The 20,163-nt window shown below is 67.0% G+C and carries 13 protein-coding genes; 7 read left to right on the forward strand and 6 right to left on the reverse strand.

Going from position 1 to position 20,163, the window contains the following annotated elements:
• The first annotated feature begins 301 nt into the window (after window positions 1–301).
• Window positions 302–1,747: a sialidase family protein gene (locus tag AC0KUR_RS14385; protein ID WP_069704737.1), complete on the forward strand. Its 1,446-nt coding sequence runs from the start codon at window positions 302–304 to the stop codon at window positions 1,745–1,747.
• Window positions 1,748–1,816: 69 nt separating this feature from the next.
• Here AC0KUR_RS14385 and adhP read toward each other — a convergent pair whose 3' ends face one another.
• Window positions 1,817–2,845: an alcohol dehydrogenase AdhP gene (adhP, locus tag AC0KUR_RS14390; protein WP_059556564.1), complete on the reverse strand. Its 1,029-nt coding sequence runs from the start codon at window positions 2,843–2,845 to the stop codon at window positions 1,817–1,819.
• A 401-nt stretch (window positions 2,846–3,246) separates the two neighbouring features.
• On the opposite strand from adhP, the gene AC0KUR_RS14395 reads away from it, so the two are divergent.
• The 3 genes from AC0KUR_RS14395 to otsA all read left to right on the forward strand — a co-directional run bounded on the left by AC0KUR_RS14395 (window position 3,247) and on the right by otsA (window position 9,231).
• Window positions 3,247–5,325, forward strand: coding sequence for a TonB-dependent receptor (locus tag AC0KUR_RS14395; protein WP_226227486.1), 2,079 nt, complete (start codon window positions 3,247–3,249; stop codon window positions 5,323–5,325).
• A gap of 459 nt (window positions 5,326–5,784) precedes the next feature.
• A complete protein-coding gene (locus AC0KUR_RS14400; RefSeq protein ID WP_473376075.1) occupies window positions 5,785–7,404 on the forward strand; it encodes a methyl-accepting chemotaxis protein in 1,620 nt (539 codons plus the stop codon).
• A 420-nt stretch (window positions 7,405–7,824) separates the two neighbouring features.
• Window positions 7,825–9,231, forward strand: coding sequence for an alpha,alpha-trehalose-phosphate synthase (UDP-forming) (gene otsA, locus AC0KUR_RS14405; RefSeq protein WP_034191319.1), 1,407 nt, complete (start codon window positions 7,825–7,827; stop codon window positions 9,229–9,231).
• Between the two features lie 15 nt (window positions 9,232–9,246).
• Here otsA and AC0KUR_RS14410 read toward each other — a convergent pair whose 3' ends face one another.
• The gene (locus AC0KUR_RS14410; protein WP_301740963.1) at window positions 9,247–9,714 is read right to left on the reverse strand and encodes an OsmC family protein; all 468 of its coding nucleotides are present in this window, start codon (window positions 9,712–9,714) and stop codon (window positions 9,247–9,249) included.
• A gap of 85 nt (window positions 9,715–9,799) precedes the next feature.
• Window positions 9,800–11,773, reverse strand: a complete 1,974-nt coding sequence (ftsH, locus tag AC0KUR_RS14415) for an ATP-dependent zinc metalloprotease FtsH (protein WP_226227483.1) — start codon at window positions 11,771–11,773, stop codon at window positions 9,800–9,802.
• 479 nt (window positions 11,774–12,252) lie between these two features.
• Between ftsH and AC0KUR_RS14420 the strand changes: the two genes are divergently transcribed.
• Window positions 12,253–13,917, forward strand: coding sequence for an acid phosphatase (locus AC0KUR_RS14420; RefSeq protein ID WP_069704732.1), 1,665 nt, complete (start codon window positions 12,253–12,255; stop codon window positions 13,915–13,917).
• 287 nt (window positions 13,918–14,204) lie between these two features.
• Here the strand turns inward: AC0KUR_RS14420 and AC0KUR_RS14425 are convergent, their stop codons facing one another.
• The 3 genes from AC0KUR_RS14425 to AC0KUR_RS14435 form a co-directional block, all read right to left on the reverse strand.
• On the reverse strand, window positions 14,205–16,070 hold the full coding sequence (locus AC0KUR_RS14425) for a phosphoenolpyruvate carboxykinase (GTP) (protein ID WP_059556571.1): 1,866 nt from the start codon (window positions 16,068–16,070) through the stop codon (window positions 14,205–14,207).
• Between the two features lie 620 nt (window positions 16,071–16,690).
• Window positions 16,691–16,858 (reverse strand): hypothetical protein, encoded by a 168-nt coding sequence (locus AC0KUR_RS14430; protein ID WP_226193956.1) that lies wholly within the window; start codon window positions 16,856–16,858, stop codon window positions 16,691–16,693.
• A 155-nt stretch (window positions 16,859–17,013) separates the two neighbouring features.
• Window positions 17,014–18,600 carry an isocitrate lyase gene (locus AC0KUR_RS14435; protein ID WP_034191313.1) on the reverse strand — a complete coding sequence of 529 codons (1,587 nt, stop codon included), beginning with the start codon at window positions 18,598–18,600 and terminating at the stop codon, window positions 17,014–17,016.
• Window positions 18,601–19,004: 404 nt separating this feature from the next.
• Here AC0KUR_RS14435 and AC0KUR_RS14440 point away from each other — a divergent pair, with 404 nt between their 5' ends.
• Both AC0KUR_RS14440 and AC0KUR_RS14445 read left to right on the forward strand, forming a co-directional pair.
• Window positions 19,005–19,526: a YbaK/prolyl-tRNA synthetase associated domain-containing protein gene (locus AC0KUR_RS14440; RefSeq protein ID WP_049034883.1), complete on the forward strand. Its 522-nt coding sequence runs from the start codon at window positions 19,005–19,007 to the stop codon at window positions 19,524–19,526.
• Window positions 19,523–20,161 (forward strand): helix-turn-helix transcriptional regulator, encoded by a 639-nt coding sequence (locus AC0KUR_RS14445; RefSeq protein WP_049034881.1) that lies wholly within the window; start codon window positions 19,523–19,525, stop codon window positions 20,159–20,161. The genes AC0KUR_RS14440 and AC0KUR_RS14445 overlap by 4 nt, the downstream gene beginning before the upstream one ends.
• Window positions 20,162–20,163: the final 2 nt, after the last annotated feature.

The following is a 20,163-nucleotide window of genomic DNA, read 5'->3' on the forward strand; positions in this document are numbered from 1 at the left end:
AAAAACTGCCTGTCGGGCGGCATTCGAATCACCTACATTGCAATCCACCTCGACACATTCGTCGCATGCCCGGACCGGCCTTCCCGCCGAGTCGACCTCCCAGGCACACCCGACAAGCAATGAAAATGAAGAGGAGTCTTAACCGATGTGCTGGCGGATTCCAGCGCACGCGGATCGCGATGACTGAAGCGGCATCCTGAACGGCACGCAGCGGCGGGCGCGGCACGATTCGCCGCGCCCCGGCACGCGTGGCCGTGCGCGCGCCATCTCGTCGCCACCGCCCGTCAACGAGGAGCAGTCCATGCGACGCACGATCGTGTCCCCTTCGCTTGTCACCCGCCTGTCCGCCGCGATGGCGATGGCCGCCGCTGCCGCGGCGCACGCCGAGCCTGTCGTCGTGTCCGGCCCGAGCCCGTTCGTCGCGTGCACCATCGGCGGCCCCGGCACCAACTACGTGAATGCCGAAGTCGAGCCGTGGCTCGCGGTCAACCCCGCGAACCCGACGAACATGATCGGCGTGTGGCAGCAGGACCGCTGGTCGAACGGCGGCGCCCACGGGCTCGTCGCCGGCTACACGTTCGACGCGGGCGCGACCTGGGCCCGCACGCCTCAGCCGTTCAGCGCATGCGCGCCGGGCGGGCTGAAGTACGAGCGCGCGTCCGATCCGTGGGTATCGTTCGGGCCGGACGGCACCGCGTATTCGGTATCGATCTCGTTCAACCAGTCGAACAACGCCAACGCGGTGGCCGCGTCGGTATCGACCGACGGCGGACAGACGTGGAGCAGCCCGGCCGTGCTGATCGCGAACGACGAGCCGACGACGCAGTTCTTCAACGACAAGGAATCGGTGACGGCGAACCCCTTGAAGGCCGGCACCGCCTATGCGGTGTGGGACCGCCTCGAGTTGCCGAACGGCAACCCGTACGCGAACCTGCATACGCAAGCGTTCCGCGGACCGACGCTGTTCTCAAAGACGACCGACGGCGGCAAGACATGGAGCGCCGCGAAAGTCATCGTCAACGTGCCGTCGCGTCAGCAGACGATCGGCAACCAGATCGTCGTCGATCCGAAGAGCGGCACGCTCTACGACTTCTTCGACCTGATCCAGCCGCCGTTCAGCAAGGCCGCCGGCAAGGTCGCGTTCATCCAGTCGAGCGACGACGGCGCGACGTGGACGAAGCCACGGGTGATCGCGGGGCTGCAGACGGTCGGCGTCACCGACCCGAACACCGGCGAGCCCGTGCGCACCGGCGACATCATTCCGGAACCCGCGATCGATCCGGCCTCGGGGCAGCTCTACGTGGTGTGGCAGGACAGCCGCTTCAACGGCGGCAAGTACGACGAGATCGCCGTCTCGACGTCGAAGGACGGCGGCGCGACGTGGAGCACGCCGCAGCAGTTGAACACGCCGACCGGGCGCCCCGCGTTCAATCCGTCGGTGCGCGTCGACAACACGGGCGCCGTGATGGTCACCTACTACGACTTCCGCGATCTGCAGGCCGGCAACACGACGACGCTGCCGACCGGCTTCTGGCGCAAGATCTCACATGACGGCGGCACGACGTTCGCCGACGAGCGGCGCGTCGGCGGCCCGTTCGACATGAAGCTCGCCCCCAACGCCGAAGGATTCTTCATCGGCGACTACCAGGGGCTCGACGTGCTCCCGTCATCGTCGTTCCACCCGTTCTTCGTGCAGACCAACGCGGGCAACCTGACGAACCGCACCGACGTGTTCTTCGCACCGTGATGCGAGGCTGACCGCCGCGCCGCCGCACGATGCCGGTCGGCGCGCGGCGGCACGCGCAGGGTCACGGCCTCACTGCATGTCGGTCAGCACGATGCGTCCGTCGACCTTTCCTTCCCGCAGCTTCGCGAATACGTCGTTGATGTTGGCGAGCCGGTCGCGGTGGATGTGCGCGCGCACCAGGCCATCCGCCGCGAAATCGAGCGACTCCTGCAGATCGCGCCGCGTGCCGACGATCGACCCGCGCACGGTGATGCCGTTCAGCACGGTCGAGAAGATCGGCAACGGGAAATCGCCCGGCGGCAACCCGTTGAGCGCCACCGTGCCGCCGCGCCGGACCATCCCCAGCGCCTGCGCGAACGCGCTGCGCGACACGGCCGTGACGAGCACGCCGTGCGCGCCGCCGATTTCCTTCTGGATCACTTTCGCGGGGTCGTCGACCGACGCATCGATCGTCAGCTGCGCGCCCAGTTGCCGTGCCAGCGCGAGCTTGTCGGGCGAGATGTCGACGGCCGCGACGTGCAGGCCCATCGCACGCGCGTATTGCACGGCCACGTGCCCGAGACCGCCGATGCCGGAGATCGCCAGCCACTGGCCCGGGCGCGTATCGGTGACGCGAATGCCCTTGTAGACCGTGACGCCTGCGCACAGGATCGGCGCGATCTCGTCGAATGCCACCTGCGCGGGCAACTGGCCGACGTAATCGGGATCGGCCAGCACGTATTCCGCGTAGCTGCCGTTCACCGAATAACCGGTGTTCTGCTGGCCGTGGCACAGCGTTTCCCAGCCCGTGCAGCAGTACTCGCAATGGCCGCATGCCGTGTAGAGCCACGGTACGCCGACGCGGTCGCCCTCGCGCACGTGCGTGACGCCCGCGCCGACCGCGGCAACGATGCCCACGCCTTCATGGCCCGGAATGAACGGCAGCGACGGCTTGACCGGCCAGTCGCCGTCCGCCGCGTGCAGATCGGTATGGCAGACACCCGACGCCTTGATGTTGACGAGAATCCGGCCGGGCCCCGGCGCAGGGATCGGGACTTCCTCGATGCGCAACGGCTCGCCGAACGCGTGTACCACGGCCGCTTTCATGGTCTGGGTCATGCGTTGCTCCTGTCTGGTCGATGAGCGACCCAGTATCCGGTTTCGGCGTCGGAGCACGTTGATACGGGTCAACGCATCGGGACGGATGCGTCGACCGGCGCGGATTCGCCACGGTCGCAGCGGGGACGAGGCTCGCAGTGGCGGACACCGCCCGCTCGCCGCCGCCCTCCCGGCGATCGGGCTGAAGCCCCGCGACGACAGCCGTTCAGCTTGGATTTTGTAATGATATAACATATCATTTCGCGAACTCGTCCGCCCGACGCCATCCGGCGTTGAGCGACCGGGCCTCGTCGAGCCATGTTTCAACGGGTCACTGCGCGTCATTGACGCAACAATATATCGTATCCAGCCGTGATCCGCATCGCTCGTTATCCGATCCGATTCCAACCGATTCACCGACCATGCGCGACCTCCCTCGCTTACCGCTTCGCCCGCTCTCGTCCCTGTCGCTGATGGTGTTCGCCGCCGTCGCCCACGCGCAGACCGATGCGCCCGCTTCGTCCGGCACGCCCGCCGCCGCCCCGCTCGCGCCGATCTTCGTGACCGCGAACCCGCTCGGCGACACCGAACTGATCGCGCCCACCGTCCAGCTTTCCGGCGATGCGCTGACGCGCCGCCAGGCCGATTCGCTCGGCGAAACGCTCAACGGGCTGCCCGGCGTGTCGACCACGACTTACGGCCCGATGGTCGGCCGCCCGATCATCCGCGGGATGGACGGCGACCGGATCCGGCTGCTGCAGAACGGCGTCGCGGCCTACGATGCGTCGTCGCTGTCGTACGACCATGCGGTGCCGCAGGATCCGCTGTCGATCGAACGCGTCGAAATCGTGCGCGGCCCGGCCGCGCTCCTGTACGGCGGCAACGCGGTGGGCGGCGTCGTTAACACGATCGACAACCGCATTCCGCGCGAAGCGATCCAGGGCGTGACGGGTGCGCTCGACGCGCGCTACGGCGGCGCGAATTCCGTGCGCGCGGGCGCCGCGCAAGTCGAAGGCGGCAACGGCCGCTTCGCGTTCCACGTCGACGCGTTCGACCGAGAAACCAGCAAGCTGCGGATTCCCGGCTACGCGCGCAGCAGCCAGCAACGCGCGATCGACGGCCCCGACACGCCGCAGCCGGAAGGCAGCGTGCCGAACAGCGACGGCCGCGTGCACGGCGGCGCGGTCGGCGCGTCGTACACGTGGGCCGACGGCTTCGCGGGCCTGTCCTATAGCGGCTACGAATCGAACTACGGTTCCGTCGCGGAAAGCGACGTGCGGCTGCGCATGCGCCAGGAACGCCTGGCGCTCGCATCCGAGGTGCGCAACCTGAGCGGGCCGTTTACGAAGCTGAAGTTCGATTTCGCGTACACCGACTATCGCCACAAGGAAGTCGACAACGGCGAGACGGCGACCACCTTCCGCAATCGCGGCTACGAGGCGCGCATCGAGGCGCGGCATCGCAAGATCGGCCCGTTCGAAGGCGCGATCGGCGTGCAGTTCGGCCAGAACACGTTCTCCGCGCTCGGCGACGAAATGCTCGTGCCGTCCACGCGCACCAACAGCGTCGCGCTGTTCGGCCTCGAGGAATGGCAGGTCGTCCCCGCGCTGAAGCTGAGCCTCGGCGGGCGCTTCGAGCACGTGAAGGTCGATCCCGATCCGGCCGGCGTCGAGAAATTCGCGGGCGCGCAACCGCGCGACTTCAACGCGGGCAGCCTGTCCGCCGGCGCGCTGTTCTCGCTGACGCCGGTATGGTCGGTCGCGGCCAACGTCGCGTACACCGAACGCGCGCCGACCTTCTACGAGCTGTATTCGAACGGCCCGCACGATGCGACCGGCCAGTTCCTGATCGGCAACCCGAATGCGTCGAAGGAAAAAGCCGTGTCGACCGACCTGTCGCTGCGCTACGCGAGCGGCCCGAACCGCGGCAGTGTCGGCGTGTTCTACAACCGCTTCTCGAACTACCTGACCGAGTACAACACCGGCCGCGTCGTGGACGACGACGGCGACCCCGTCGCGCCCGGCACCGACGGCTCGCTCAACGAGGCGATCTATCGCGGCGTGCGCGCCGAGTTCTACGGCGTCGAGCTGGACGGCAAGTGGCGCGCGTTCTCGCGGCGCGGCCACACGGTCGACCTCGAACTGACGGCCGACTACACCCACGCGCGCAACGTCGACACGGGCCAGCCGCTGCCGCGCATCGCACCGCTGCGCGCGACGCTCGCGGCCGACTACGGCTACGGGCCGTTCGGCGCGCGCGCGCAGGTCACGCACGCGTGGTCGCAGCATCGCGTGCCGGACAACGATTTTTCGACGGACGGCTATACCTCGCTCGGCGTGATGCTGACCTACAAGTTCCGCGTCGGCCCGACGCACTGGCTCGCGTACCTGCGCGGCGACAACCTGACGAACCAGGACATCCGCTATTCGACGTCGGTCGTGCGCGGCTTCGCGCCCGAAGGCGGGCGCAGCGTGATGGCCGGATTGCGCACCACGTTCTGACCCTCCCAAGGCTCGCGGCGTCCGCCGCGGGCCGCTCCGGCGCGTCTGCAGGGCGCGCCCGTTTCCGTTCACCCGTCCATTGCGCCAATCAAGCGACGCACACCCGGATCGGCGCTCTCCCCGATTTTCCTAAAACGAAATTCCGTTATTCACCCGTAAATCGAATCAAAATCGTCAGACGATTGCAAATAAAATAGAAGTTTCTTGTTTCACCAATAAAACCGGTTTCAAATTCCATGTATAAACCCTTGAATCACGGGCGATCCGCGTTTTTTTGATCTGGATCAAGAATCCCCTCCGGACAACGCTTCCAGCGCTAAAAAAACGAATATCAGGGTTTTCGAAGGGTAAAGAATCATCCGGTATACCCGTTAATGCCGGCACGAGCCCGTATCTGGTCGAACAATAAATTCCATTTGCCAACTACTCACGCAGGGGCACAACGTGAAAATCGCCAGAATGAGCATCAAGACAAAACTCCTTGGCGGCTTCGGCCTGCTCGCCGCGGTCGTCGTGATCGTGTCGGGCATGGCCCTCAAGGCACTGTCCGATACGAACGCCGAGTTCTCCCGCTACATGAACGGCATCAGCGCGCGGGCGAACCTGTCCGCGCAAATCCGCACCGCGGTCGACCGTCGCGCGATCGCCGCGCGTAACCTCGTGCTCGTGACCAAGCCGTCGGACGTCGAAGCCGAACTCGCCGAAGTGAACCAGGCGCACAAGGACGTCCAGGAACGTCTCGCGAAGCTCAAGGACATGATGGCGAACGCAACCGATACCTCCGATCGCGCACGCGAACTGGTGGGCGACATCGTGCGCATCGAGGGCAATTACGGGCCCGTCGCGCTGCGCATCGTCGGGCTCGCGCAGGCCGGCAAGAAGGACGAGGCGACCGCCGACATCGACGACAACTGCCGCCCGCTGCTCGCGCAGCTGGTGCGCGCGACCGATGCGTATGCAACCTATACGCATGAACGCGAACTCGCGCTCGCGCAGCAGTTCGCGGACCGCTACGCGATGGAGCGCAACCTGCTGGCCGGCATCTGCCTGATCGCGGTTGCGGTCGCCGTGGCCGGCGGTCTGTGGCTCACGCGCAAGATCACGCTGCCGATCGGCTCGGCGGTGGACGTCGCACGCACGGTCGCGAACGGCGATCTCGGCAGCCGCATCGAGGTCAGCGGCAACGACGAAACGCGCGACCTGCTCGACGCGCTGCGAACGATGAACGAGCGGCTGATCGGCATCGTCGGGCGCGTGCGCGATTCGTCGAACAGCATCGCGCACGCGGTGAGCGAGATCGCGTCGGGCAACCTCGACCTGAGCCAGCGCACCGAGGAACAGGCCGCGTCGCTGCAGGAAACCGCCGCGACGATGGAGGAATTCACGTCGACGGTGCGGCTGAACGCGGAGAATGCGCAACAGGCAAGCACGCTCGCCGCGAATGCATCGGACGTCGCTCAGCGCGGCAGTTCGGTGGTCGGCCGCGTGGTCGACACGATGACGGAAATCGGCCAAAGCTCGTCGAAGATCGCCGACATCACGGGCATCATCGAGGGCATCGCCTTCCAGACCAACATCCTTGCGCTGAACGCGGCTGTCGAAGCCGCACGCGCGGGCGAACAGGGGCGCGGCTTCGCGGTCGTCGCGAGCGAGGTGCGCAGTCTCGCGCAACGCTCGTCGACGGCAGCGAAGGAAATCAAGGAGCTGATCTCCGCGTCGGTGCAGACGATCCAGGACGGCTCGGCGCTCGCGGGCGAAGCCGGCAAGACGATGTCCGACGTCACGCAGGCCGTCGCGCGCGTGACGGACATCATGGGCGAGATCGCGGCCGCCTCGGCCGAGCAGAGCCGCGGCATCGACCAGGTGAACCTGACGATCACGCAGATGGACGAGACGACGCAGCAGAACGCGGCGCTCGTCGAGCAGGCCGCGGCCGCATCGAAGTCGCTCGAGGCGCAGGGCCGCGAACTGTCCGAAACGGTCGCCGCATTCCGGGTGCCGTCCGGTGCGCATGTGACGTCGCACGGCGTACATGCGCACGAGGCCGACATGCGTCACTGGCAACCGGCCGCCGTGTAACCCGCCGTATAGCCGATCCGCCCGGGAGACGACGACGCGCACGCCGTTTCGCGCGTCGCCGGTCCGCGCCGCGCGTTCACGGCACGCATGCGGACGGACGCTCCGCATGGCATGACGCGCGCCGCACGGGCCGTGTCGCGCAAGTTTCGATCCCGCCCGCCTGGTGCGCATGGCCATTCCGCCATCATGGAAATCGCGCTGCATTGCCTCCCGCGCCGCTCGTCGATGGAGACTTTTAAAACGAGCGAATGACGAGTATCCTAAAAAGAGCACCCTCGACCGGACGGCGAATCGCATGCCCTGACTCCCGCCCGATCGCACTGCGGCCCCATCGCATCGCGCACGGCGCGTCGATGGCGGCGTCAGCTTCTCGCGCCTCGGCCGCACGAACCTTTCCCCCAACAATCGTCAGGAGAGCTGGTGAGCCGACTCGTCGTCGTATCCAATCGCATCGCAGATCCCCGTAAAGCCGCGGCCGGCGGCCTCGCCGTCGCCGTGAAAGACAGCCTGCAGGAAACCGGCGGCGTATGGTTCGGCTGGAGCGGCAGGCTACGCGGCGACGAGGATCAGCCGGCGCACGGCGACGACGTGCAGATCCAGAACGTCGGCGGCATCCAGCTCGCGACGATCGATCTCGATCCGCAGGATTACGACGCTTACTACCTCGGCTACTCGAACAACGTGCTGTGGCCGGTGTTTCACTACCGGCTCGATCTCGCGCAGTTCGACCGGCGCTTCGCCGACGGTTACCGGCGCGTGAACCAGTTGTTCGCGCGCAAGCTGCGCACGCTGCTGCGGCCCGACGACACCATCTGGGTCCACGACTACCAGCTGATTCCGCTCGCGGCCGAGCTGCGCGCGATGGGCTGCACGAATCCGATCGGCTTCTTCCTGCACATCCCGATGCCGCCGCCGCCGATCATGGCCGCGATCCCGGAACACGAATGGCTGATGCGCTCGCTGTTCGCGTACGACCTCGTCGGCTTCCAGACCGAATCGGATCTGCTGCACTTCGAGCATTACGTCGAAGCGGAAGCCGGTGCCGCGCGGCTGCCGGACGGCCGCCTGCGCGCGTTCGGCCGCACGTTGTCGGCCGGGGCATTCCCGATCGGCATCAACGTCGACGAATTCGAATCGCTCGCACGCGATCGCGACGGCCTCGACATGTTCGACCGGATGCGCGACGAATATTCGCGCCGCCAGTTGCTCGTCGGCGTCGACCGGCTCGATTACACGAAGGGATTGCCGCAGCGCGTGCATGCGTTCCGCCAGTTGCTCGAACGATATCCGGAGAACCGCGATCGCGCGACGCTGATCCAGATCGCCGCGCCGAGCCGCGAGAATCTCGGCGCCTACGACGACCTGCGGCGCGAAATGGACAGCCTGTGCGGCGCGATCAACGGCGACTACGGCGAACTCGAATGGATGCCGATGCGCTACATTCACCGCACGGTTGCGCGCAAGCGCCTGCCGGGCCTCTATCGCGCGAGCCGCGTCGCGCTCGTCACGCCGCTGCGCGACGGCATGAACCTCGTCGCGAAGGAGTTCCTCGCCGCACAGGACGCAACCGATCCGGGCGTGCTCGTGCTGTCGCGCTTCGCCGGCGCGGCCGAGCAGCTGAAGCCGGCGCTGCTCGTCAATCCGTACGACACGCAAGGCACCGCGCAGGCGATCCAGCGCGCGCTCACGATGCCGCTCGAAGAGCGCCGCCAGCGTCACTCGGCGCTGATGGCGATCGTGCGCCAGACCGACGTGCACTGGTGGCGCACCCGCTTTCTCGACGCGCTCGCCGAAGCGGCCGAAGTCGCGGCCGCGACCGAATCGTGACGCACTGACACACCGTCACGCCTTGGTCGCCGCGCATTCCAGCGTCGTACCGTTCGCGTCGCACACGTCGACCGAAATCGGAATGCCCGCGCGCATGCGCTCGGTCACCACGCAATACGCATCGAACTGATCGAGCTCGCGCGTCGCCGCCGCGAGATCGGCCCATGTCCTGCCGATCGACAGCCGCACGTTCATCGCGCCCACGCGCACGCGCCCTGCTTCGTTCCGCACCATGGCGACGTCGATATGCGCGGCAATCGGCTGCGGGTCGACGTGCTGCTTGTTCAGCGCGAACAGCAGGCTCGCCGCGAGACAGCTCGCGACCGCCGTGGCCAGCAGCCGGACCGGGTTCGGCCCGCGCCCGTCGCCGAGCGGGGGCGGCTCGTCGGTGAGCACCGGCAACAGCGTCGTGCCGGCAAACCTGACTTCGAAGCAAAAGCGCGCCTGCTGCGCGACATCGACCGATACGTGCGCCTCGCTCATGGCGGCTCCGTGTCTGGAAAGGGGAACAGGAAGGCCGGCGCATCGCCGCAGCGGCATGCACCGTTCGCGGGCCCGCGACGCGCATTCAGCGTTCGTGTTCGCGCGGCGGCCCGCACGCGACGAAATCGCGCTCGACCGCCGACGCCTGCTCCGGCGCGAGCGCATCGCCGCGCGGTCCGGCGGTGCCGTCGGGCGCCGCTGCCGGCGGCGGCGGTTCGCTGCGCCCGTCGATCAGCGCCTGCAGCGCGTCGCGCTCGAGCACCTCGCATTGCAGCAGCCGTCGCGCGATACGCTCGAGCGCGTCGCGGCGCTCGCCGAGCGTCGCGACCACCCGCGCATGTGCGTCGGCCAGCAACATGCGCACCTCGTCGTCGATCATCCGTGCCGTATGCTCGCTGCAGCGACCCGCGCCTGTCTGCCACGCACCGGGCATGCCCTGGCGCGCCTCGCCGTCGTCGAACGTCGCGAGCCCGATCTTCTCGCTCATCCCGTACTGCATGACCATGTGGCGTGCCATCGCGGTCGCGCGTTCGAGATCGTTCTGCGCGCCGGTCGAGACATCGCCGAACACGAGCTCTTCCGCGACACGCCCGCCGAGCAGCGCGTCGATCCGGTCGAGCAGCTCGCTCCGACGCAGCACGTAGCGATCCTCGGTCGGCACTTGCTGCGTGTAGCCCAGCGCGGCGACACCGCGCGGAATGATCGACACCTTCTTCACCGGGTCGCAATGCGCGCGGCTTTCCGCGACGAGCGCATGACCGGCTTCGTGATACGCGATGGTCAGCTTCTCCTGCGCGTTCATCACGCGGCTCTTGCGCTCGAGTCCGGTCAGCGCGCGGTCGATCGCCTCGTCGAAATCGGCCATGCCGATTGCCGGCTTGCCGAGTTCGGCCGCGTGCAGCGCGGCCTCGTTGACGACGTTCGCGAGATCGGCGCCGACGAAGCCCGGCGTGCGCGACGCGAGTTCGCCGAGGTCGACGTCGGCCGCGAGCTTCACGCGCTTCACGTGCACGCCGAGAATCTGCCGGCGGCCGTTCACGTCGGGCCGGTCGATCGCGATGTGGCGATCGAAGCGGCCCGGCCGCAGCAGCGCGGGATCGAGGATCTCGGGGCGGTTCGTCGCGGCCATGATGATCACGCCCGAGCCTGCCTGGAAGCCGTCCATCTCGACGAGCAGCTGGTTGAGCGTCTGCTCGCGCTCGTCGTTGCCCGACATCGGGCCGACGCCGCGCACCTTGCCGAGCGCATCGAGCTCGTCGACGAATACGATGCACGGCGCCTTCTGCTGCGCCTGCTCGAACAGGTCGCGCACGCGCGCCGCGCCCACGCCGACGAACATCTCGACGAATGCCGACCCGCTGATCGAGAAGAACGGCACGGCCGCCTCGCCGGCCACCGCGCGCGCAAGCAGCGTCTTGCCCGTGCCCGGCGCGCCGACGATCAGCACGCCCTTCGGGATCTTGCCGCCGAGCCGCTGGTAGCGATCGGGATTGCGCAGGAACGCGACGAGCTGCTGCAGCTCGGCCTTCGCCTCGTCGATGCCCGCGATATCGTCGAACGTGATGCCGGTTTCCTGCTGCACGTACACGCGCGCGCGGCTCTTGCCCATCCCCGTGAAGTCCTGCAGCCCGCCGCGCCTGCGCAGCATCATGTTCCACACGAACACGAGCAGCACGAGCGGCAGCAGCCAAGACGCGAGCGCGGCGATCCAGCCCGTGTCGGGCGTGCCGTGATAGCGGATGCCGGCGGCGGTCAGCGTGTCGGTCAGGTGCTCGTCGGTCACGCGGTTGGTCGTGAAGCGCCACGGCGCGCCGGCCTGCTGCACGGCCGCGGCTTCGGATGCCGGCAGCATCGCGCCGGCCCGCGGCATCTTCAGCGTGCCCGAGATCGACGCGGGGCCGACCTCGAGATCGTCGACGAGCCGCGCGGCGACGAGCTTGTGGAAATCGCTGTATGCAATCGGCGCCGACGCCGGATGCAGCATCAGCAACTGCGCAGCGAACAGCACGAAGAAGCCCGCCGCGATCAGCAATCCCGGATAGTCGAATTTCCTGTCCATGACATCGGGCCGGCCTCGTGCGTTGCGCGGCGATCGCTCACGCGGACACGCGCGCGCAACCGGCACGCGGCATCGGCAGCCGTGCGAACACGACGGCCATTCGCACCATCATCGCCTCGCTGGGTCGCCTCGCTGCATCGGATCGACGACGCCGCGACGACGCCGTCGGCCGGCGCCGCCGGGCGATCGTCACCCGGGCGGCACGCCGCGCCACGACGCGCCGCCCCTGAATCCAGTCTAGCTCGCGCGCGGGCGTCCCGCATCGCCTGCCGCGCGCGTCGACGCGTCCGACAAACGGCTTTCATTCGCGGCACTCGGCGCGGTATAGTCGCATTCGTGACATTTTTATGACAATTCGGTCACCCGCGCTTTCCGCGCCACGACCGGCAATTGCCTCCCGTCACGCATCGCGGCAGCCCGAGCGACGCCGCCGCGCATAGAACGACACCGCCCACCCGCCCAATCGAGGAGCCCACGACGTGACCGATACCCCCGATCGCCCCGACGACCTTCCCGCCGACCCCGACCGCCGCCGCTTGCTCGGCGGCCTCGCCGCGCTCGGCGCCGGTGTCGCGCTCGGCGGCTGCGAAACCACCGCGGGCACCGCGCCGCGTTCGGCCGCCGACCTGCGCATCGACGAGGCGTTGCGTCAGCGCGTGCGCCACATCGTCGTGATCTACGCGGAAAACCGCAGCTTCGCGAACCTGTACGGCGATTTCCCCGGCGTCCAGTACCCGCTCGGCGACGTGCGGCCCGAACACGCGCAGCAGCTCGATCGCGACGGCAAGACGCCGCTGCCGGTGCTGCCGAAGATCTGGGGCGGGCTCGTGCCGCAGGCGCAGGAAGTGGACGGCAAGCGCTATGCGATCGCCGAGCGCGACATCGACCGGCTGCCGAACGCGCCGTTCCGGATCGCCGACGCGCAGGGCCGGCCGCTGCCGAACGGCGTGATCACGCGCGACCTGTGGCACCGTTTCTACCAGAACCAGATGCAGATCGCGGCCGGCCGCAACAACCAGTTCGCCGCGTGGGCCGATTCGGGCGGCCTCGTGATGGGTCATTACCGCAACTCGGCCGATTCGTTGCGGCTGTGGAATCTGGCGCGGCAATACACGCTGTGCGACAACTTCTTCATGGCGGCCTTCGGCGGTTCGTGGATGAACCACATGTTCCTGATCTCCGCGCAGCCGCCGCTGTATCCGGACGCGCACAAGCACCCGCATGCGGCAAAACTGCTGTCGAAGGTCGAAGGCGACGATCCGGCCGGCACGCGCCTGAAGCTCGCCGACGATTCGCCCGCGTCCGCGCTCGACGGCCCGCCGAAGTTCGCGGCCGACGGCCCGCTGACGCCGGACGGCTACGGCGTGAACACGATGGCGCCGCCGTACCAGCCGAGCTACGTGCCGCCGCCCGACCCGGGCAACGCCGCGTATGCGGACCCGGCCGACCATCGCGTGATGCCGCCGCAGGGCTATGCGACGATCGGCGACCGCCTGTCGGAGAAGAACGTCGACTGGGCGTGGTACAGCGGCGCGTGGCAGTACGCGCTCGAGCATCGCGACACGGGCACCGTGCCCGATTTCCAGTACCACCACCAGCCGTTCAACTACTTCGCGAACTATGCGCCGGGCACCGAAGCCCGCCGCCGGCATCTGCGCGACGCGGGGCTCGGCGACGATCCGTCGACCAATCACTTCATCGCCGACATCGACGCGGGCCGCCTGCCGGCCGTCACGTTCTACAAGCCGCAAGGCAACCTGAACATGCATGCGGGTTACGCGGACATCGAATCGGGCGACCGTCACATCGCGACCGTGATCGACCATATCCGGCGCGGTCCGCAATGGGAAAACACGGTGATCGTGATGACGCACGACGAGAACGGCGGCTGGTGGGATCATGTCGCGCCGCCGGTCGGCGACCGCTGGGGCCCCGGTTCGCGGATTCCGGCGCTCGTGATCTCGCCGTTCGCGAAGCAGGGCTTCGTCGATCACACGCTGTACGACACAAACTCGATCCTGCGTTTCATCAGCCGCGTGCACGGGCTCGCACCGCTCGACGGCGTGGTCCTGCGCAACAACGCGTTCGCCGCACGCGGCGCGACGCCGCCGGGCGACCTGACGAACGCGCTCGACCTCGGCTGAAGGCTGGCGATAGTCTGCGACGAGAACGTGGGCGTCGCCGACTGTTTCGCGGCGATCGTTCACAGAGCCGGCAACCCGCGGGACGTACCCCGCTCGACCGCGAGCATCCGCGGTTGCCCGATGTCGCGATCTACACGGGGCGCGGCGACGTGCAACGCGCGGTCGACGAAGTCGTCGCGCATTGCAGCGCGCAGCAAGCGACGCGGATGCAAAAACGTCCCGCCGCCGGCGAGGCATGCCGGCGGCGGGACGTCAGCGCTGGTACGTCGATACGACGATCCGGATCGTTACACGCCGAGGCGCGCCTCGATCTTCTTCATCGTGTCGGTCATTTCAGCGGGCAAACGCAGCTTCAGCGTGTCGAACAGCGCCGCATGCAGCTTCAGTTCCTCGCGCCATTCGTCCGCGTTCATCGACGTCACCGCGTCGAACTGTTCGCGCGTGAAATCGAGGCCGTCCCAATGCAGGTCTTCATACGCCGGCGAGACGCCGAACGCGTGCTCGCCTCCGCCGCCCGTGCCTTCGAGACGATCGAGCATCCACTTCAGCACGCGCATGTTTTCGCCGAAGCCCGGCCACACGAACTTGCCGTTCGCGTCCTTGCGGAACCAGTTCACGCAGTAGATCTTCGGCAACGTGGCGCCCGCGGCTTCGAGCTGCTTGCCGAGCTTGAGCCAGTGCGCGAAATAATCGCTGACGTTGTAGCCGCAGAACGGCAGCATCGCGAACGGATCGCGACGCACGATGCCCTGCTGGCCGACCGCGGCGGCGGTCGTCTCCGAGCCCATCGTCGCGGCCATGTACACACCTTCGATCCAGTCGCGCGCCTCGGTCACGAGGGGCACCGTGGTCGAGCGTCGGCCACCGAAGATGAACGCGTCGATCGGTACGCCGGCCGGGTTCTCCCAGTCGTCGTCGATCGACGGGCACTGCGCGGCCGGCGCCGTGAAGCGCGAATTCGGATGCGCGGCCTTGCGGCCCGTCTCCTTGCCGATCTCCGGCGTCCACGGATTGCCCTGCCAGTCGGTCAGCTTCGCGGGCGGCGTATCGGTCAGCCCTTCCCACCACACATCGCCGTCCTCCGTCAGCGCGACGTTCGTGAAGATCACGTTCTTCGTCAGCGTCGCGATCGCGTTCGGATTCGTCTTCACGCCGGTGCCCGGCGCGACGCCGAAGAAGCCGGCTTCCGGATTGATCGCATACAGGCGGCCGTCGCGGCCGGGCTTCAGCCACGCGATGTCGTCGCCGATCGTCGTGACCTTCCAGCCGTTGAAGCCCTGCGGCGGAATCAGCATCGCGAAGTTGGTCTTGCCGCACGCGGACGGGAATGCGGCCGCGACGTGATACTTCCTGCCGGCCGGCGACGTCACGCCGAGGATCAGCATGTGTTCCGCGAGCCAGCCCTGGTCGCGGCCCATCGTCGACGCGATGCGCAATGCGAAGCATTTCTTGCCGAGCAGCGCGTTGCCGCCGTAGCCCGAGCCGAAGCTCCAGATTTCGCGCGTTTCCGGGAAATGCACGATGTACTTGACCGGGTTGCACGGCCACGGCACATCCTGCTGGCCCGCTTCGAGCGGATGACCGACGCTGTGCACGCACGGCACGAATTCGCCGTCCTCGCCGAGCACGTCGTATACGTCGCGGCCCATGCGCGTCATGATCCGCATGTTCACCGCCACGTACGGGCTGTCGGACAGTTCGACGCCGACGTGCGCGATCGGCGAGCCGAGCGGGCCCATCGAGAACGGCACGACGTACAGCGTGCGGCCGCGCATCGAGCCGCGGAACAGCCCGTTGAGCGTCTCGCGCATTTCGGCCGGCTCGATCCAGTTGTTGGTCGGGCCGACGTCGTCGCGCGAGGCCGCGCAGATGAACGTGCGATCCTCGACGCGCGCAACGTCCGACGGATCCGACTGCGCGAGATACGAGTTCGGGCGCTTCGCCGGGTTCAGGCGCGTGAGCGTGCCCTGGTCGACCATCGCCTGGCACAGCGCGTCGTATTCTTCCTGCGAACCGTCACACCACACGACGCGTTCGGGCTCCGTGAGCGCCGCGATGCGCGACACCCAGTCGATCAGCTTGCGATGTTTGACGAAAGCCGGTGGAGCGATCAGCGGCCCGTGCGTCGCTTCGGCCATGGTGTTTTGCGACATGGAAATGTCTCCAGATTATTGGGCGAGGATGGGGGATGCGGGCGAGCCTGCGAGATGGGGGATGCGATCGGCGCGCAGGTCGCAGCAACGCGCGACGCGGAGCACGCGCGCGGGGCGCGTGTCGATGCCGCGAGGCGGGCGAGAGGATGTGATGTCTCGTTAGAAGATGCGAACGCGAGTTTCGCCATGCATGCAACCTGCCTTACAACTTCCATGCCGGTCAGCATACCATCGCCGATATTGGGCGGGCGTTGCGTTGCAACAAGAAACAATTGTGACGATGCGCGGGTACATGCGTTGCCGGCAGGTCATGTCGGCTGCGCCGGTCCGAGCGCGGCCGGGGACGAATCGCACGAAACGTCCGTCGGGCAAGGGTTTGGTGAAAACGGAACAAATGGCCCGCTGGCCGCGCACATGAAAAACGCGCATGCAGGCCCGGCGAATTCGCGTTTTCGCTACTCAGGCAAACCCTGAATTAGGTTGCGCACACAAACATCCCGGTCGAATGCCCGGCGCACGCCCCTGCTCAAAACGGCGCGCCCGGCAATCCGGGGTAATACGCGCCCGCCGCCATCCCGTCGTCGACGGCCAGTCCGGCGCCGTTGCGATACGACACGTCATCACGCGCGAGGAACAGCGTCGCGCGCGATTTCGTCCGGCAAGCCGACACGCTGCAGCGGCACGTTCGCGACGTGTGGCACGGTCATCACGCGCGCGTCGCGATCGATACGCCGGACAATTTCCGCTACGTGCGGAACGTCGCCGTTCCAGCGCAACGTGGCTGACATGATGGACAGCTGCGGACGCTTCGTCGATTTCGACCAGATCGATGTAGTGGACGAGCCAGTACGTCTTGAAGGCCGTGCGCGGCCAAGGCGCGGGAATCGAGCGAATAAAAAAAAGCCAGCCCCGAAGGGCTGGCGTCGTGCTGCGGGACCGGCGATTACGAGAACTGGTTCATCGTGTTGTCCTTGCCTGCCGCCTTCAGCGCCGCTTCGCCGCTGAAGTATTCCTTGTGGTCGTCGCCGATGTCCGAACCGGACATGTTCTGATGCTTCACGCAGGCGATGCCCTGGCGGATTTCCTTGCGCTGCACGCCGGCCACGTAGCCGAGCATGCCCTGGTCGCCGAAGTATTCCTTGGCCAGGTTGTCGGTCGACAGTGCGGCCGTGTGGTACGTCGGCAGCGTGATCAGGTGATGGAAGATGCCGGCTTCACGCGACGCGTCGGCCTGGAACGTGCGGATCTTCTCGTCGGCGAGCTTGGCCAGTTCGGTCTCGTCGTACTCGACGCTCATCAGCTGCGCACGGTCGTAGGCCGACACGTCCTTGCCTTCGGCCTTCATCGCGTCGTACGCCTGCTGACGGAAGTTCAGCGTCCAGTTGAACGACGGGCTGTTGTTGTACACCAGCTTCGCGTTCGGGATCACCTTGCGGATCTCGCTGACCATGCCGCCGATCTGCGCGATATGCGGTTTTTCGGTTTCGATCCACAGCAGGTCGGCGCCGTTCTGCAGCGACGTGATGCAATCGAGCACGCAACGCGCTTCGCCCGTGCCGGCGCGGAACTGGAACAGGTTGCTCGGCAGGCGCTTCGGACGCAGCAGCTTGCCGTCGCGCTTGATGACGACGTCGCCGTTACCCAGTTGATCCGCCGACAGCTCTTCGCAATCGAGGAACGCATTGTATTGGTCGCCCAGGTCGCCCGGCGTGGTCGTCACGGCGATCTGCTTGGTCAGGCCGGCGCCCAGCGAGTCGGTACGCGCGACGATGACGCCGTCGTCCACGCCCAGTTCCAGGAACGCGTAGCGGATCGCGCGGATCTTCGCGAGGAAATCCTCATGCGGCACCGTGACCTTGCCGTCCTGGTGGCCGCACTGCTTCTCGTCGGACACCTGGTTTTCGATCTGGATGCAGCAGGCGCCGGCTTCGATGAACTGCTTGGCCAGCAGGTAGGTCGCTTCCGCGTTGCCGAAGCCCGCGTCGATGTCGGCGATGATCGGCACGACGTGCGTCACGTGGTTGTCGATCTTTTCCTGGATCGCGGCCTTGGCAGTCGCGTCCTTCGCCGCATCCAGCTCGCGGAACAGGCCGCCCAGCTCACGGGCGTCGGCCTGGCGCAGGAACGTGTACAGCTCGCGGATCAGCGCGCTGACCGAGGTCTTTTCGTGCATCGACTGGTCCGGCAGCGGGCCGAACTCCGAGCGCAGCGCGGCGACCATCCAGCCCGACAGATACAGGTAGCGGCGTTCGGTGCTGTTGAAGTGCTTCTTGATGGAGATCATCTTCTGCTGGCCGATGAAACCGTGCCAGCAGCCCAGCGACTGCGTGTACTTGGCCGGGTCGGCATCGTACGCGGCCATGTCGGCGCGCATGATCTTCGCGGTGTACTTCGCGATGTCCAGGCCGGTCTTGAACTTGTTCTGGGCACGCATGCGGGCGGCATACTCGGGACTGATGGCGTTCCACGCGCTGCCGTGGTTCTCCTTCAAGCCAGCCACTGCCTTGATGTCGTCTTGATATTGGGACATGTCTATCTCCTGGGAACGAAGCGCATTTGAGTAAAGGGTTCAGCGTGCCCGCTTCGTGTGACGAAGCGAACTGCATGGACTCAATATTAATCCTGTCCGGCGCGCTTTCGGCCAACTCTTATATAAGACATAAGATATAAATTTTCCTTGTTTTTCAATGAGATAGCAGATCGATTTTGCGATGCAAAACAAGTTTTCAAGCGGCGGAAAGGCGGCGCGACGGGAACTTCGCGGAGATTTCGCAATACGAAACGGCCTTTCGCAGTTGGAGAAAGACCCCGCACGGGCGCACCCGCTGTTGCCCTATCTCATGACAAAACGTCTATACTTGGACAATCCATCGATAGCGAGCGGCACGCTCGCTCCCCGCGCGCCGCGATGCGCGCCTTCCCGCCCGAAGCGACATGAACGACTCTCCCGTTTTCGACACGCTGTGCGATCTGCTGAATACGTCCGGTGCACGTTTCCGCGTGCTCGAACATCCGGCGGAAGGTAAATCCGACGTGATCGCCGCGATCCGCGGCACACGCCCCGAACAGGGGGCGAAGGCCATGCTCTGCACGTTCAAGGACGGCGGCGACGCGACCGCGCTCGCCGTGATCCCGGGCCACCTGAAGATCGACTTCCGCAAGGTTGCCGAGGCGGTTGGCCGCCGCAAGGCGACGCTCGCGTCGCCCGATGTCGCGGCCGCCGTCACGCGCTGCGTGATGGGCGCCGTGCCGCCGTTCGTATTCGACGCGAACGTCACGCTCGTCGTCGATCCCGCGCTGGTCGAACGCAACGCGGAGATCGCCTTCAACGCGGGCCGCCTCGACCGCTCGGTCGTGCTCGACTCGGCCGACTACGTGCGGATCGCCCGGCCGCTGCTGGCCGACATCACGCGGCCGGAAACGGCCGACGCCCCGTCGCCCCGGGAAAACGCATGAGCACGCGCCGCACGCCACCGTCGTCCGAACAGGCGTCGCTGATCGAACAGGTGCAGCGCATCGCCGAAGGGCTCGGCGAGATGTTCGCGCCGTTCACCGAGGTCGTCGTGCACGACCTGCGCACGCCGGAACACGCGATCCTCGCGATCCACAACAACCTGTCCGGGCGCGCGGTCGGCGATCCCGCGACCGAACTCGGCCTCGCCCGCATCGCCGACGACGATTTCCCGCAGGTGCTCGCGAACTACCCGAACCGCTTCGCGGACGGCCGCACCGCGAAAAGCACGTCGATCGGCATCAAGGATTCGACCGGGCGCTACGTGGCCGCGCTGTGCCTGAATGCGGATGTCACGCTGTTCCGCGGCTTCCAGGGCATGCTGAACCAGTTCTGCCGCACGGACGGCGAGGCCGTTGTCGACACGCTCGATCCGGCCGGGGCGGACGCGATCCGGCAGCGCATCGACGCGTTCGCGACGCGCCTCGCGACGACGCCGCGCGAGTTGAAGACCGACCAGCGCCGCGAGCTGCTGCAGACGCTGAAGGCCGACGGCTTCCTCGAGGTGCGCCGCGCGATGGAGATCGTGTCGCAGCATCTCGGCGTCTCGCGCGCGACCGTCTACAACGACGCGAAGTGACG

Source organism: Burkholderia sp. YHN3-13, from assembly GCF_055810675.1.